Here is a 15,896-nt window from a genome sequence, read left to right on the forward strand (position 1 = left end):
AAGGTGCGCTAGCGCGCGGGTTCCAGCATCATGTCGAGGATGGCGTGGTGCAGGCCGGCAGGCGTCAGGTCTGCCGCAGTGTCATCGCCGCGCATCGGCTGCCCTGCATCGTCGAACCGCATGATGACAAAGGGCGTGTGGCGCTTGCCCGCCGGCGTGGTGGCGCCGGGAATGCTGGGGCAGTGATCGCCGAAGAACACCAGCGCAGCCGGCTTTCCGCGTTGCCTTGCCAGTGCGGCAAGGCCATCGGCCAGGCGCGCCAGCATGGCATCGCTGTTGCGGACCAGGCGCAGATAGCCCGGCACCAGTTCTTCCTGGCCTTCGCCTGCCCAGGGGCCGTGGTTCTCGATCGTCACGGCATAGAGCAGCGTCGGCGCGCTGGCGGCCTGCAACGTGTCGAGGATCACGTCGGTCATTTCGGCATCGGTCACATAGCGGCCCTGATCCGGCGCGGGCGGGGCGAAGTGCGTCTCTCCCACCAGGCGGGCAAAGCCGCCTGCGGGCATGATGCGGTCGCGCCCGTAAAAGCGCATGTCGTGCGGGTGCAGAAACGCGCTGTCCCACCCGGCCGGGCGCAGCCGTGCCGGCAAGGCCCACGATCCTTCGCCCTGTGCGGTGAGGAATGGATCGAAGCGGCGAAAGCCCAGTTCGGCCTCTTCCCGCCCGAACAGCACGCCATATTCGGTGCGCATGGTATAGGCGCCAAAGCCGCTGACATGCAGGCGGCCGTGCTGCCAGGCCAGGCCGCGCGCCGCGTCGAGCCCGGGCAGCGCCAGCGCCGCATCATCGAACAGATCGGCCGGATCGGCAAAGCTTTCGCACTGGATCACCACCACCAGTTCGGGCGCATCGTCGCGCGCCGGGCGGCCTGACGCGGGGCAGGGCGGCGGGTCGCGCGTGTCGCGCCAGCGCCGCCAATAGAGCAGCAGCACCGGCACCAGGCCATGGCGGGCCACGTCGCCATGCGGGTCGGGGGTGGCGGCAATGGCCCGGAACGCTGGGCTGCGCGGGAGGATGGCGAGCATGCCGATCGCGCCCAGGGCTAGGGCAAGGCCGGCAAGATGCATCACCCCGTCGGCCCGGAACAGCAGGCAGAGCAGGGCGACCAGTGCGAGCGCGACCAGGCTGGCCACCGCGCGCTGCCACGGCGCCACGGCGGAGAGATAGAACTGCGGATGGCGAAACACCGCGCCGATCAGGGCGAGATCGGAAAACAGCAGCGGTTCGCCCAGCATGGTGTTCTTGGCGTTGGAGGCAACGGTGAACAGGGCGCCCAGCCCGAGGCTGAGCGCGCAGGCCACCAGGGGATTGCCGCAAAGCGCCAGGATCGCCCCGAACACGCCAAGCAGCACGCCAGCGTTGATCACCAGCCCGGGCACGCTGCGCAGGCCATGGCGCGGCCGCGGATGGACCAGCGCATCGAGCGCAGCGCCGCCGCAGACCAGCGCCAGCGCTGCGACAACAACCTGAAATATATGACTGTGCAACGTCACGCCTGTTCCATATCCGCGGCGTCACGGACTTACCCGGCTGCGCCGGCGCGGCTCATAGCCGGGGCGGCGCCGGCTGTCATCCACCACGCCGGGACGAATCGATCCGGTGTGGTGGCGGGAACTTGTGGTTGGCCATTCGCGCGGGTAACGCTTCGGGCAGAGGATCGGGGCGGGCGGCGAAGATGGCCGTGCCGCCGCGGCGGTCATCGGCGCGCCGGGTCTTCTCGACGGAGTATCGCTTTCGAATGCAAGAGTTGCCCATTGCGCCCGACACGGTCCGGGCTGCCGATATCACGCCCGATCACGACGGGGCGCCGCGCACGATCCTGCTGCTGCAAGGCCTGATGGGGCCGCTGTTCCACGAACTGGGCAAGGCCTTGCTGCGTGCCGGGCACACCGTGCACAAGATCAACTTCAACGGCGGCGATCGGCTGTTCTGGCGCCTGCCCAACGGCGTGGACTATCGCGATTCGCTGGAGCGCTGGCCGGCATTCTTTGCGCAGTTCCTGGCTGACAAGGGCGTGACCGACGTGGTGCTGTTCGGCGATTGCCGCGATCATCACCGCCCCGCCACCGGCATCTGCAAGGAGCGCGGCGTGCCGGTCCACGTGTTCGAGGAAGGCTATGTCAGGCCCGATTGGGTCACGCTGGAACTGGGCGGGGTGAACGGCAATTCCCGGCTGCCGAGCGACCCGGCGTGGTATCGCGCCACCGCTGCGACGCTGCCGCCGGTGCCACCCCATGCCCAGGTGCCATCCTCGTTCCGCCGCCGTGCGGCCGAGGGGCTGCTCTACAACTGCGCCGACGTGTTCACGCGGTGGCACTATCCGCACTGGACCAATCATCGCCCGTGGCATCCGCTGGTCGAGGCGATGGGCTGGTGGCGCAAGCTATCGCGCCGCAAGCTGCGCCAGCGCGAGGCCGATGCCCTGCTGCACCGCCTGGAAACAGCGGGAGAGCGCTATTTCCTGTTTCCGCTGCAACTCGATTCCGATGCGCAGATCCGCCTGCATTCACCGTTTGCCGGCATTGCCGACGCGCTGCGGCTGATCCTCGAATCCTTTGCCGCCAACGCCCCGGCCGATGTGCGGCTGGTGGTCAAGGAGCATCCGCTCGACAATGGGGTGCGCGATTGGCAGCAGGAGACGGCCGACCTGGCGCGCCTGTTCGGCGTGGCTGACCGGGTCGATTACCTGAGCATGGGCGATATCGTGCCGGTGACCCGCAGGGCGCTGGGCGTGGTGACCATCAACAGCACGAGCGGCACCCTGGCCCTGGCCGAGGGCATCCCCGTCGTGGCGCTGGGCCACGCGGTCTATGACATGCCCGATATCACCTATCAGGACGGCCTCGACGCGTTCTGGACCAACCCGGTGCCGCCCGACGCCACCACGTTCGCCGCGTTTCGCCGCGTGCTGATCGAGCGCTGCCTGATTCCGGGCGGGTTCTTTTCTGCGCCGGCGCTGCAAAAGGTGGTGCGCCACGCCGTAGCCCGGTTGGAGCGTCGACCGATCGCGCCGGAATAAGCCCCGGATTAAGCCGATGCGTTCCGTGCAAGTGACGCATGGGGAAAGCAGGGCGGGCTGCCTGCTCTCCTGCCCAAGCTGCACGACGCGGTGATCTGCCCATCGCTTCGCCGCTGTTAACGATCACTATGGCCGTGAAGCGTGCAAAAAAAAGGCCGATCTTGCGACCGGCCTTGGAAAGTTTGGGAGAGGATGCCTGAAAGGCCTGCTCTAGATGGGCCAGATCGCCGGGGCTGACAAATGCGAATAACGGCGTTGCAGTTGCATTTCGCGCAATTGTCATATTTATAGACAGTGTTTGCGGGGCTTGGGTTCCGGCAGCAAAGTCGGCTAGAGTGCGCAAGGCGATGGAAGGGAGCGCTTGAGCCATGACCGAAAGCCTGGCCTGGCCCAGCCTGCGGCAGTTGCGCTGCCTGGTTGCCTTGGCCGATTGCGGCAATTTCACCCGGGGCGCGGCGGCGATGGGTGTGTCGCAGCCCTCGTTCTCGCAACAGATCCACCTGCTGGAAGGGTTGCTGGGCGGCGCCGTGGCCGAACGGGGCGGGCGCATGGTGCTGACGCCGCTGGGCCGCGAGGCGGCGGCGGCGGCGCGGCGCGTGCTGACCGAGGCCGAAGGCTTTGCCGATCTCGCCCGGCGCCATCGCCAGGGCGAACTGGCCGGCACGCTGCGCCTGGGCGTCTCGCCCACGCTCGGGCCCTATATCCTGCCGCAACTGGTGGCGCGGCTGCACGCCACGCATCCCGATCTCAAGGTGCACGTGCGCGAAGGATTGCCCGATGCCCTGCTCGACCATCTGGGCGATGGGCGCCATGATACCGTGCTGGTGCAACTGCCCGTCACCGACGCGCGCTTTCATATCGAGCGGCTGTTTCGTGAACCGATGTTTCTGGCGATGGCGGCCGACGATCCCATGGCGGCGGTGCGCGTGGTGCGGCCCGAGCATCTCGCCGGGCGCGGTCTCTTGACCATGCAACCCGAATACCGGCTGAGCCAACAGGTGGCAGCCCTGGCCGAACGCTGCGGCGCGCAGGTCTTGCGCGATTACGAGGGAACCAGCCTCGATGCGGTGCGGCAGATGGCCGGAATGGGCATGGGGCTGGCCCTTTTGCCCGAACTCTATGTGCGCCAGGAAATCGCCGAGGGCGGTGACGTGGTGGTGCGCCCCTTTGCCGGCGGGCGTCCCTATCGCGAGATCGGGCTGATCTGGCGCATCGGCGCGGGTCGGTCGGGCGACCTCATGCTCCTCGCCGAGACATTGCGGAGCATTGCCCAGCGATAGGAAAAACCTATCGGATCGATAGGTGACCACCGTATTGGCGGATCACGCGGCGATCGTCATCTTGATGGGCACACCTTTAGCCCGCCAAGGAAAGCCGCCCGTTCATGGACGCCCGCGACCATACCGCCGCCCATTCGCCACACCATCACGGCGCCCACCATAGCCACCGTCCCACCATGCGCGACCTGCGCCGCTGGGCCAGCCTGGTCATGGCGCCCGACAAGGCTTTTATCCGCCTGGCGCTAGTATTCGGCGCGGCGATCTCGCTCTTGTCGCTGGCCACGCCGATCTCGGTGCAGCTGCTGATCAATGCAGTGGCCAACATCGCGCTGCCCGCGCCGCTGTTCACGCTCGCCCTGGTGCTCTTTGCCCTGCTGCTGCTAGCAGGCGCGCTGATGGCGCTACGCGTGGCGGTGATGGCGCGGTTCGAGCAGCGCTTCTTTGCGCGGCTGATGGCGGAGATCACCACGCGGGCGATCCACGCGCAGAACCCGTTCTTCGTCGATGCACGGCACGGCGATCTGTTCAACCGCTTCTTCGACATGGGCACGGTGCAAAAGGCGCTGACCAGCCTGGTCATCGGCGGCTTTGCCATCGTGCTGCAAAGCCTGGTCGGGCTGGTGGTGACGAGTTTCTATCACCCGTTCTTCCTGGCGTTCAACGTGGTGTTGGTCCTGGTCGTGCTGGTGATCTGGCGCGCCTGGCTGCTGCCCTCGCTCGACAGCGCCGTGGCCAAGAGCCACGCCAAGCATGCCGCCGCGCACTGGCTGGAAAGCCTGGGCGCCTCCAACGGGTTCTACAAATCCGGTCGCCATATCAGCTTTGCGATCGACCGCAGCGAGGCGATGACCGCCACTTATGTGGCCGCGCACCGCCGCCATTTCCGCCACACCTTCAGCCAGACGCTGTGCCTCCTGCTGCTCTATGCGCTGGCCAGCGCCGGTCTGCTCGCGATGGGTGGCTGGCTGATCCTGCAGGGCGAGCTTTCGGTGGGGCAATTGGTTGCGGCCGAACTGATCCTGTCGGGCGTGTTCTATGGCATTGCCCAACTCGGCGGCTATCTTGAAGTGTTCTACGACTTGGCCGCAGGCCTGGAGGAACTCGCTCTGTTCTGGGACGTGCCACAGGAAGCGCCGCCGGCAGCCGATGCCATCGGCCCGGCCCACGGCGCGATCCGCTTCCAGGGCGTGGTCCTGGGCAATCATCGCCTCGACTTTGCGATCGACAGCGGCGAGCACGTCGGCGTGCTGGCCGCGCCTGGGGTGGAGCGCAGTGTCGCCACCCTGCTCAAGCGGCTGACCACGCCCGAGCGCGGGCTGGTGCGCGTGGGCGGCGCAGACCTGGGCAGTTTCGACATGGTGCGCCTGCGGGCCGATGTGATCGTGCTCGATCGACCGACGATCGTGGAAATGACCGTGCGTGATTACCTGCGGCTATCGGGATCAGGGCGTGCCGATACGCAGTGGCAGGGCGGGGCGATGCTCGACGCCTTGGCGCTGGTCGGGCTGGAAGAGCGTGTCAGCGCTTTGCCCCAGGGCCTCGATACCATGCTGTCGAGTTCGGGCTGGCCGCTGGCGGTAGGGGAAACCATGCTGCTCAAGCTGGCCGGCGCAATCCTCGCCAGCCCGCGCGTGCTGATGCTCTCTCCGCTTTACGACATGCTCGACCCGGCGCGTCTTTCCCGCGTGCTGAACGCCTTGCGCCCGCAGGGCACCACCGTGCTGCATTTTACCGACCGGCCGGGTGGGCCAGCCCACGATGCCTGGCTGCGCCTAGGCGAAACCGCGCAGCAGCGCAGCGCTGATCGCCCCGCTGTTGAACCCGTCGCCCCGCCCACTGCCGGCAAGGAGGATTGAGCCATGGCCAGCCATGCCCAAGACATGACGCGCTTTTCCACGCTGGCCAGCCTGCGACCCCCGCGCACGGCGGTGGCGGTGGCCTGGATGATCGGCATTGCCATTCCGCTGGTGGTGCTGGGCCTGCTGCTCGTGCCTTGGGTGCAGACGGCGCCGGGCACGGGGCAGATCGTCGCGCTCGATCCGGCAGACCGGGTGCAGCAGGTGACCGCGTTGGTGCCCGGCCGGGTCGAGCGCTGGTACGTGACCGATGGGCAAAGCGTGAAAGCCGGAGACCCGATCGCGCGGGTGGTGGACAACGATCCTGGCCTGCTCGAACGCCTGGCGGCAGAGCGCGCGCAAGTGTTGGCGCAGATCGCCGCCAGCGAACAGGCCATGGCCGTGGCGCGGATCGATGTGGGCCGCTCTGCCCAGTTGCTGGCCGATGGCCTGGCCGCGCGGCGCGATTTTGAAAACGCGCAGATCAAGGTCGCCGAACATGGCGCCAAGCTGGCCGAGGCGCGCGCCAAGCTCAGCCGCGTCGACATTGCCCGCACGCGCCAGTCGGCGCAGCTGGTGCGCGCGCCGCGCGATGGGCGCATCCAGTCGCTCAATACGGCGGCCGGTGCCACGCTGGTAAGCGCGGGTGATTGGCTGGCCACGGTGGCGCCGGAAAGCGCGGTGCGCGTGGTGGAACTGATGGTCGATGGCCGCGATGTGGCGCTGGTGCGGCGCGGCCAGCCGGTGCGGCTGCATTTCGAAGGCTGGCCAGCGATCCAGTTCAGCGGCTGGCCCTCGGTGGCGCAGGGCATGTTCGATGGGCGCGTGCGCAGCATCGATCCTTCGGCCCAGGCCAGCGGCCTGTTCCGCGTGCTGGTGGAACCGATGCCGGGCAAGCCGGCCTGGCCCGGCAACCAGTTCACCCGCCTGGGTTCGCGCGTGCGCGGCTGGATCCAGATGGAAACCGTCTCGGTCGGTTATGAACTGTGGCGCCAGCTCAACGATTTCCCGCTGGAATTCCAGCGCCCGGTGGAAACCGGCCCGCGCAAGGGCGCCGGCAAAGGCCTGGCCGACAAGGACGCGGCCAAGAAGGCCAAGCCCGCCAAGGATAGCACCAAGGACGGCGGGGAGGAAGAAAAGTGATCCGCACACTGCTCGCTGTTGCCGCTCTGCTGTGCAGCCAGGCGGCCTGGGCCGGCGAACTCACCCTCGATACCGTGCTGCGCGCCTCGGCCCGGCATCAGCCGCTGGTGCTGGAAGCCATGGCCCGCCAGCGCGCGGCCGATGCGCGCACGCTGGCTGCGCAAGGCCTGTTCGACATGGTCTTCGATGCCGAAGTGCAGGCGCGCCCGCTGGGCTATTACGACAATGCCCTGGCCGAGGCGAAGCTGACCCGGCCGTTCGCTACCAATGGTGGCCAGGTCTATGGCGGCTATCGCGTGTCGAGCGGGCGCTTTGCCGTCTATGACGGCAAGAACGTGACCAATGCTCTAGGCGAAGTGCGCGCCGGCGCCGTGTTTTCCCTGCTGCGCGATCGGCTGGTGGATGAACGCCGCACCAAGCTGGCGCAGGCGCAGGCCGATGCTGAGATCGCCGGGCTGGACCAGGCGATGGTGATGATCGGCGTGCAGCGCCGCGCGGCCGATGCCTATCAGCAGTGGGTGGCGGCTGGTCTGCGCATGCGCACTTATCGCGATCTGCTGGCCCTGGCGCGCGAACGCCAGGCCTCGATCGAGCGGCAGGTGACGCTGGGCGCGCGCCCGGCGGTGCTGGCTGTGGAAAACCGCCAGAACATCGTGCGCCGCGAAGCGCTGCTGGTGCGTGCCGAACAGGATCTGGCCGTGGCGGCACAGGCGCTTTCACTGTTCTGGCGCGATGATCTGGGCCAGCCGGTGGTGGCCCAGCCGGAAGACTTGCCCGCGGCCTTTCCCGAAGGAGTGGCGCCGCGCCTGGCGGATACCGCCACGGTCCTGGCTGGCCGGCCCGATCTGCAGATCCTGCTGAACCGGGCCGAGCAGGCGCGGTTGCGCGGTGACCTTGCCGGCAACGATCTGCTCCCCCGGCTCGATCTGCGGGTCGAGGCAGCCAAGGATTTCGGCAATGGCAGCCCCACGCGCGCGCCGGGCGAGGTGATGTTCGGGGTGCGCCTGTCGATGCCGCTGGAACAGCGCGCCGCGCGCGGCCGCCTGGCCGAGGCACAGGCCGATGCCGACGCGCTCACGCACCGCCTGCGCCTGGCCGAGCAGCAGATCACCGCCGATCTTGCCAGCCTGCGCGTGCAGGTCAGCGGAGCCGAGCGCCTGGCCACGCTGGCCGGCGACGAGGCAGGCCTGGCCCGCCGCATGGCCGAAGCCGAACGCCGCCGCTTTGCCCTTGGCGCCAGCGATTTCCTGCCGGTGAACCTGCGCGAGGAAGCCGCCGCCGACGCACAACTGCGCCAGATCGACGCCCAATACCGCCACGCCGCTGCCCGTGCCGAACTCGCCGCCAGCCTGATGGACAGCGCCAGCCTGGGCCTGGATTGACCGGTTGCTCGGCTTTCCACCGAATAGCGGTAGCTTCAAGGCCTGGGTCCACTATGATCGGCCCAATGGCATATCGATGGCGATCGTGCCACGGATCGCGGAGTGTAGGCCGATCGTGCGTGTGCGGACAATCGATCTCAGCGTCGGGTATTTCGGGCTGCAGATCGCGTTCGGTATCCAGAGTGCCAGCCTGAGCCGGGTTTTCCAGGGCCTGGGCGCGTCGGTCGATCAACTGGCCATCCTGTGGTTGGCCGGGCCAGTGACCGGGTTGCTGGTGCAGCCGGTGGTTGGCGCGCTGAGCGATCGGGCGCCCACGCGGTTCGGGCGGCGGCGGCCCTATATCCTGCTGTCGGCGCTGGTGGTGATCGCGGCACTGGCCGCCTTGCCGCTGGCATCGTCGCTGGTGGTGGCGGTGGCGGCGGTGTGGCTGCTCGAAGCGGCGATGAACGCGCTGCATGCGCCCTATCGCGCGCTGGTGGCCGATACATTGCCGCCCGACGAACACGCGCGAGGCTATGCGATGCAGACCGTTTTCATCGGGCTGGGCGCGCTGGCGGGCGCCTGCGCACCGATCCTGCTGGCCTGGGGCGGCTGGTCCAATGTTGCGCTGCCGGGCCAGACCGCACCCTCGATCCGCGTTGCATTCGTTGCCGCTGCCATCGCCGTGGCGCTGTCGGTGGGCTGGACTGTGGCGCGGGTGCAGGAACCCCCGGCCAGTGGCGCCGGGGATGACAAAGCGAGGGCCGCGATGGGCCGCAAAGCGGAAGTCGCCGCGCTGTGGCACGCGCTGCGGCCCGTGGCGGTGATCCAGTTTTTCAGCTGGTTCGGGCTCTATCTGTTGTGGGTCTATGCCACGCCGGTAGTCGCCGCGCAGCTTTATTGTGCCACGTCGCCATTCGACGCGGCCTATGGCAAAGGGGCAGACTTCGTGGGCGTGCTGTTCGGCACCTACAACGGCGTTGCCGGGGTGTTTGCCTTCCTGCTGCCCAGGCTGTTCCGCCGCTTTGGCGTCACCCGTGTGCATGCCGCGGCGCTGGCGCTGGGGGCAGCGGGGCTGAGTGGTTTGGCGTTGCTCACCCATCCTGCCGGGCTGATCGGTTGCGCGGTCCTGATCGGCATCGCCTATGCCTCGATCCTCAGCGCGCCGTTCGTGCTGGCTGGGCGGGCGGTATCGAGTGCGACGGCGGGCATGTTCATCGGGGTGATGAACATCTTCATCGTGGTGCCGCAGCTGTTTGCCGGGGTGAGCATGGGCTGGGTCATCGCGCATCTGCTCGGCGGACTGGCCTGGCCGGTGCTGCCCTTGGCGGGAGGCTTGATGGCGACCGGTGCACTGCTGAGCCTGTGTCTGTCAGGCATGGACGAGCGCGATGCCACAGCGTAATGCAAGTTAATGCAAATTCTGGGCAGATCATGGCGCGGGTAAAGCGCGGCGGGCCAACGCTGGGCGGTGTTGCCGCAGAAGCAGGTGTATCGGTGGCGACCGTATCGCGCGTGCTGACCGGGCACAGCGCGATCAGCGAAGAGACGCGCGAGCGTGTGCTGAGCACCGCTGACCGGCTGGGCTATGTTCACGTGCCGCAGCGGGTGCGCCGGCATCAAACATCGCTGTCAGAGCAGATCTCCCTGGTCGTGCCGGTGGCAACCGCGCACGGCAGCCAGTTGGCCAACCCTTTCGAACTGGCGCTGATCGGCGGTGTTGGCACTGCGCTGCGCGAGCGGCGGCGCGATGTCTCGATCGTGTGGCAAACACCCTATGACGATGCCACGCTGGCGCAGTTTTTGGACCAGAGCGCCTATGCCGGGACGATCTTCCTGGGTCAGTCGCAGTTTCACGATACGCTCAACCGGTATGCCACCATGGGCAAGCCGCTGGTGGCCTGGGGGGTGGAAGTGGCGGGGCAAAGCTATTGCTCGATCGGCAGCGACAATCATGAGGGCGGTTTCCAGGCCACGGCGCATCTGTTGCGCAAAGGGCGGCGGCGCATCGCCTTTATCGGTGCAATGCCGCCCATCCCTGCCGCCCGCACGCCGTTTTCGCAGATCGCGATCCGGCTCGACGGCTATCGCGCGGCACTGGCTGCGCACGATGTGCCGTTTGATCCCGACATGGTGCAGACGCCGACGGCCGGGCAGTTTGAGGGGGCAGAGGCGGTCGACAATCTGCTCGAGCGGGGCATCGCATTCGATGCGATCGTTGCCGCATCTGACCTGGTGGCGCTTGGCGCGATCCAGACGCTGCGGCAGCGCGGCATCCGCGTGCCCGATGATGTTGCGGTGATCGGCTATGACGATATCGACGCAGCCGCGCTGTCGACGCCCGGGCTCACCACCATCCGGCAGGATGTGATCAAGGCGGGCAATCTGCTGGTGGCCAAGCTGCTGCGCATCATCGACGGCCATCGCGCCAAGTCGGAGCGGTTGCCGACGAACTTGATGATTCGGGAATCCTGCGGGCGCTGAGCATCTGTCGTTTGTGCAAAATAATGATGATGTTCATGCTTAAGGCGCTGGAAAAGTTACCATAAAATCAGATATTATGTGCCTCGCCGTGTAAATTGCAATCGTTTGCAGAAAATATTTGCATAAGTTTGCAAGTCGGGTCACTTTCCCTCGCATCAGGTGTGCCGCCCAGCAGAGGCGTCTAGGAGGGGATTATCATGCGTGCATGTCGTTTGGCATTGATGGCTTCGGTTGCGTGGATGGGGCCGATGACCCCCGCGCTGGCGCAATCCGCCCCGTCTTCAGCAACTCAGTCTTCGGCTACCCAGTCTGCCGCTGCCGCCGACGCGCCCGCCGCCGGCGCGGCACAGGGCAGCGACCTTGGTCTCAACGAGATCATCGTGACCGGTACGCGCACGGGCACCCGCAAGTTCGAAACATCGTACGCCATCACCACCATCGATCCGCAGGCGATCGCGCAGAAGGCGCCGCTCGGGATTGCCGATCTTATCGCCTCGACGCCGGGTATCTATGTCGAAAGCTCGGGCGGGGAAGTTGGCAACAACGTCTATTCGCGCGGTCTGCCGGCCGACAACTATCGCTATCTGCCGCTGCTCGAAGATGGCCTGCCGGTGTGGGAGGAAGGGGCAGGGGCCTTCACCAATGCCGACGAGTTCTTCCGTGTCGATGCTACGATCGACTCGCTCCAGATCGTGCGCGGCGGCTCGGCCTCGATCACCGCGTCGAATGCCCCGGGCGGCGTGGTCAACGTATTGACCAAGCGCCCGACCCGCACATTCCAGGGCATGGTCAAGAGCGAGATCGGCGATTGGGATCATTATCGTCTCGATGCCAATGTCTCGGGCCCGCTGACCGATCGCCTGTCGTTTGCGATCGGCGGGTTCTATCGCGAGGACAATGGCCTCAGGGACCCCGGCTTTACCGGCAACAAGGGTGGCCAGTTCCGCGTTGGCCTGCAGTATGACTTTGTCGATAGCGGCTCGCTGTTCGTCAGCTATCGCAAGCTCAACGACAAGAACATCTTCTATACCGCCATTCCGCTGGCCAGCCCCAGCCAGGGCCTGCCGGGCCTTGATGCCGGCACGGGAACGCTGGTCAACAATGCCTTTGGCCGGCTGACCGTGCCCGATGGCAACGGCGTGTTCGACAAGAATGTCGATCTCACCCAAGGCATCCACACCAACACCGACACTTTTACCGCCATCTTCAACAAACCGCTGGGCGATGGCTGGGAGATCAACGACCGCGCGCGCTACACGTCTGGCACGGTTGATTTCAACGGACTGTTCAGTTCCGGCGTCGCCACCAGCCAGGGCTTTCTGGCGAACGCGCTGACCCGCTTGCAGGCCGCGCGGCCCGACACCGTATCGGCCGTCTATCGCGATGCCAGCAATGGCCAGACGGTGGCGGCATCGGCGCTGGGCAATCAGCTTGCCCTGACCGAGAGCATTTTCAACACCGTGGTGAACGTCAAGAACGTGATCAACGATCTGACCATCACCAAAAAGCTCGACACCGGCATGGGCCAGCATACCCTGACCGCTGGCTATTACTTCAGCCATTTCAACCAGACGCAAAACTGGAACTGGAACGATATCCTGGTCGAAGGCGTCAACCGTCCGCGCTATTTCGACGTGGTCGGGCTGAACGCCGCGGGGCAGCAAACCGTGGCGCTGACCAAGGACGGGCTGCTCAATCTGCACAGCAATTTGCAGCGTTTCCATGATGATGTGACGGTCAATGCGCTGTACCTGACCGATGCCTGGCAGGTTACCAACAAGCTGCGCATCGATCTGGGGGCGCGGTATCACCATGTCGCCAAGGAAGGCACGATTGCGCAGACCACCAGCGCCAACCTGGGTGATCCCTCGACCATTGCCGATGACAACGTGCTGGTCTTCACCGGCGCCAACACGCAATATCGGTTCAAGACCGGGCAATGGGCCTTTTCTGCTGGCGCCAATTATGAGTTCAGCAAGCGCGTTGCGGCCTTTGCCCGCTATAGCCGCAGCTTCCGCGTGACGCCGGAGTTCGTTCAGTGGTTTGGCGGCGTGCCGGTGGAAAACCGTATCGACCTGGTCGAAGGCGGCGTGAAATACGCAACGCGGCCGTTCTCGGCCTTTGTCACGCTGTTCTATAACCGGTTTCCCAACGTCGCCTTCCAGACGACCGTTGCCGGGCCGAATGGCCAGGCGCAGACCATCAACCAGAAGGCAGCGGCGGAATCGCGCGGTATCGAGGTCGAACTTTCGCTGCGTCCGGCCGATTTCTTCGAACTGGCAGCCAGCGGCAATTACCAGAAGATCACCTATACCAGCTTTGCCGGACAGGACGCGAACGGCCCGTTCGATTTTAGCGGCAACCAGATCGTGCGCCAGCCAGAGGTGCAGTTCTCGATCCGGCCAACGCTGCACCTGCTGCGCGACCGGGTGAACATCTTTGGGGAGGCGGCCTACACCGGCAAGCGTTATGTCGACGTGGCCAATACCATCGTCCTGCCGCACTATACCGAGGTGCGGCTGGGTGCGAACTGGAAGATCACCGACGCGCTTCAGGCCCAGGTGGTGGCGACCAACCTGTTCAACACCGTTGGCTTGACCGAGGGCAATCCGCGCGCCGGCTCGATCGTCGGGGTACAGGAAACCGCGTTCCAGGGTCGCCCGATCTTTGGCCGCCGCGTTCGCGCCAGCCTGACGTATAACTTCTGATGGAACAGCGGCTTGGCATGATCGCCGGGATCGCGGCGCTGGTCGTGGCCACTCCTGCCCTGGGGCAGGAGTGGCATACGGTCACCTCGCCCGATGGCCGGATTGTGGTTGACCTGGCGGTCGACCATGGCGAGGCGGTGTACCGTGCGCGGTATAACGGCAAACCGATCCTCGATCGTTCGCGGCTGGGCTTCCGGTTCAAGGATGCCGCGCCGATCGATCATGACCTCGCGCTGGTGGCGAGCCGGGCGACCGAACTTGACCGGCCCTGGACCCAGCCATGGGGCGAACGCCGGCAGATGCGCGAACACTATCGCGGCCTGGTTGCCACGCTTGCCGCGCCAGACGGCCGCAAGCTGGGCGTCGAAATCCGCGTGTTCGATGATGGCTTCGGTTTCCGCTATACCCTGCCAGGCTCGGCGCAGCAGCCGCTGGTGATCAGCGACGAGGAGACCGAGTTCCACTTCGCGCAGAATTACCGCGCCTGGTCGATCCCGGCCTATCGCGAGAAATACAGCGAGTACGAATACAGCCGCTCGGCGCTGTCCGCGATCCAGACTGCGCAGACGCCGCTGACCCTCGAAGGCGATGGCGTTGCGCTGGCAGTGCACGAGGCGGCGTTGGTCGATTTCCCGTCGATGAACCTGCGCATGCCCGATGAAAACAGCCGCACTCTCAAGGCCGATCTCTCACCCTGGTCCAATGGTGATCGGGCGCGGACGCATGGTGGAGCGGTAACCCCGTGGCGGGTGGTGATGGTGGCGCCCGACGCAGCGCATCTGGCGGATTCGACGATTGTCCTCAATCTCAACGAGCCCAACCGCCTGGGTGACGTATCCTGGGTGAAGCCCGAAAAATACATCGGCATCTTCTGGGCCATGCACACCGGGTTGTTGACCTGGGAGCCGGGGCCGAAGCTGGGTGCCACCACCGCGCGGGCCAAATCCTATATCGATTGGGCGGCGCAGCATGGCATTGCCGGCGTGCTGGTCGAAGGCTGGAACGTGGGCTGGGACGTGCCGGAATGGTGGAAGAACGGCCATTCCCGTTTCGTGTTCGACCGCGCCCAACCGGCCTTCGATATGGCCGAAGTATCCGCCTATGCCCGCGCCAAGGGGGTGGACCTGATCGGCCATCACGAAACCGGCGCGCAGGTGAAGGACTATCTCAGCCAGCTTGAGCCCGCGCTCGATTACTACGATCGCTATGGCGTGCGTGCGATCAAGCTGGGCTACGTCGGCACGCGGCTCGACCAGACCGAATGGCCCGACAGCCAATACGCGGTGCAGAGCCTGCAAACGGTCGTCGCCGCGGCGGCACGGCATCATATCGCCATCTTCCCGCATGAACCGGTCAAGGATACCGGCCTGCGCCGCACCTGGCCCAATCTGATGAGCCGCGAAGGCGCGCGGGGGCAGGAGTATAACGGCGGCAGCCCCGATGGCGGCAATGCACCCGACCATACCACCATCCTGCCGTTCACGCGGCTGCTGTCTGGCCCGTTCGATTACACGCCCGGCGTGGTCCATTTCGATTATCGCGCCAACCGGCCTGACAACCGCGTGCCGTCCACGCTGGCCAACCAGCTGGCGCTCTATGTCGTGTTGTATAGCCCGGTGCAGATGGCGGTTGACCTGCCCGAGCATTATGACGAGCACGCCGACGCCTTTCGCTTTATCCACGATGTCCCGACCGATTGGGAGGAAAGCCGCACGCTGCAGGGCGCGATTGGCGAATACGCGGTTGTTGCCCGGCGCGATCGGCATAGCCCGGATTGGTATCTGGGCGCGATCACCAATGATACCGCCCGCAGGCTGACCGTCCCGCTCGATTTCCTCGACGCCGGCGCGCGGTATGAAGCGACGATCTATGCTGATGGCCCGGGCGCGGACTGGCGCACCGCACCCGAAAAGGTTGCGATCCGCCGGCAAACGGTTACGGCGCGAGACACCCTTTCGCTTGAACTGGCGCGGGGCGGGGGGCAGGCGATCCGGTTTCGCATGCTGCGCTGATAGTCGATCAGCCTGGGCGGCTTGGACAAATTACGCAACCCCTGCCGGGCTGGA

At 66.1% G+C, this 15,896-nt stretch carries 10 protein-coding genes; 9 read left to right on the forward strand and 1 reads right to left on the reverse strand.

All coding sequences use genetic code 11. The features are described from left to right. Nucleotides 1-8: 8 nt before the first annotated feature. Complete coding sequence (locus tag C8K14_RS11625; protein ID WP_233251052.1) at nt 9-1,493, reverse strand: LTA synthase family protein; 1,485 nt, start codon at nt 1,491-1,493, stop codon at nt 9-11. 245 nt (nt 1,494-1,738) lie between these two features. Here C8K14_RS11625 and C8K14_RS11630 point away from each other — a divergent pair, with 245 nt between their 5' ends. The 9 genes from C8K14_RS11630 (at nt 1,739) to C8K14_RS11670 (ending at nt 15,842) form a co-directional block, all read left to right on the forward strand. Continuing rightward, entirely contained in the window at nt 1,739-3,019 is a 1,281-nt protein-coding gene (locus tag C8K14_RS11630) for a capsule biosynthesis protein (protein WP_199223724.1), read from the forward strand. A gap of 368 nt (nt 3,020-3,387) precedes the next feature. Further along, nucleotides 3,388-4,299, forward strand: coding sequence for a hydrogen peroxide-inducible genes activator (locus C8K14_RS11635; protein ID WP_107716777.1), 912 nt, complete (start codon nt 3,388-3,390; stop codon nt 4,297-4,299). A 176-nt stretch (nt 4,300-4,475) separates the two neighbouring features. Then, nucleotides 4,476-6,155 carry an ABC transporter ATP-binding protein gene (locus tag C8K14_RS11640; RefSeq protein ID WP_107716816.1) on the forward strand — a complete coding sequence of 560 codons (1,680 nt, stop codon included), beginning with the start codon at nt 4,476-4,478 and terminating at the stop codon, nt 6,153-6,155. A gap of 3 nt (nt 6,156-6,158) precedes the next feature. Further along, nucleotides 6,159-7,277, forward strand: a complete 1,119-nt coding sequence (locus C8K14_RS11645) for an efflux RND transporter periplasmic adaptor subunit (RefSeq protein ID WP_107716778.1) — start codon at nt 6,159-6,161, stop codon at nt 7,275-7,277. Continuing rightward, entirely contained in the window at nt 7,274-8,659 is a 1,386-nt protein-coding gene (locus C8K14_RS11650; protein WP_107716779.1) for a TolC family protein, read from the forward strand. Before C8K14_RS11645 ends, C8K14_RS11650 begins: the two co-directional genes overlap by 4 nt. Before the next feature lie 115 nt (nt 8,660-8,774). Then, nucleotides 8,775-10,043 (forward strand): MFS transporter, encoded by a 1,269-nt coding sequence (locus tag C8K14_RS11655; protein WP_158271898.1) that lies wholly within the window; start codon nt 8,775-8,777, stop codon nt 10,041-10,043. 29 nt (nt 10,044-10,072) lie between these two features. Beyond that, entirely contained in the window at nt 10,073-11,122 is a 1,050-nt protein-coding gene (locus C8K14_RS11660; RefSeq protein WP_158272931.1) for a LacI family DNA-binding transcriptional regulator, read from the forward strand. 248 nt (nt 11,123-11,370) lie between these two features. Then, nucleotides 11,371-13,830 carry a TonB-dependent siderophore receptor gene (locus tag C8K14_RS11665; RefSeq protein ID WP_158271899.1) on the forward strand — a complete coding sequence of 820 codons (2,460 nt, stop codon included), beginning with the start codon at nt 11,371-11,373 and terminating at the stop codon, nt 13,828-13,830. After that, the gene (locus C8K14_RS11670) at nt 13,830-15,842 is read left to right on the forward strand and encodes a glycoside hydrolase family 97 protein (protein ID WP_107716783.1); all 2,013 of its coding nucleotides are present in this window, start codon (nt 13,830-13,832) and stop codon (nt 15,840-15,842) included. The genes C8K14_RS11665 and C8K14_RS11670 overlap by 1 nt, the downstream gene beginning before the upstream one ends. Nucleotides 15,843-15,896: the final 54 nt, after the last annotated feature.

Origin of the sequence: Novosphingobium sp. GV079, assembly GCF_003058045.1 — a bacterium.
GTDB lineage: Bacteria > Pseudomonadota > Alphaproteobacteria > Sphingomonadales > Sphingomonadaceae > Novosphingobium > Novosphingobium capsulatum.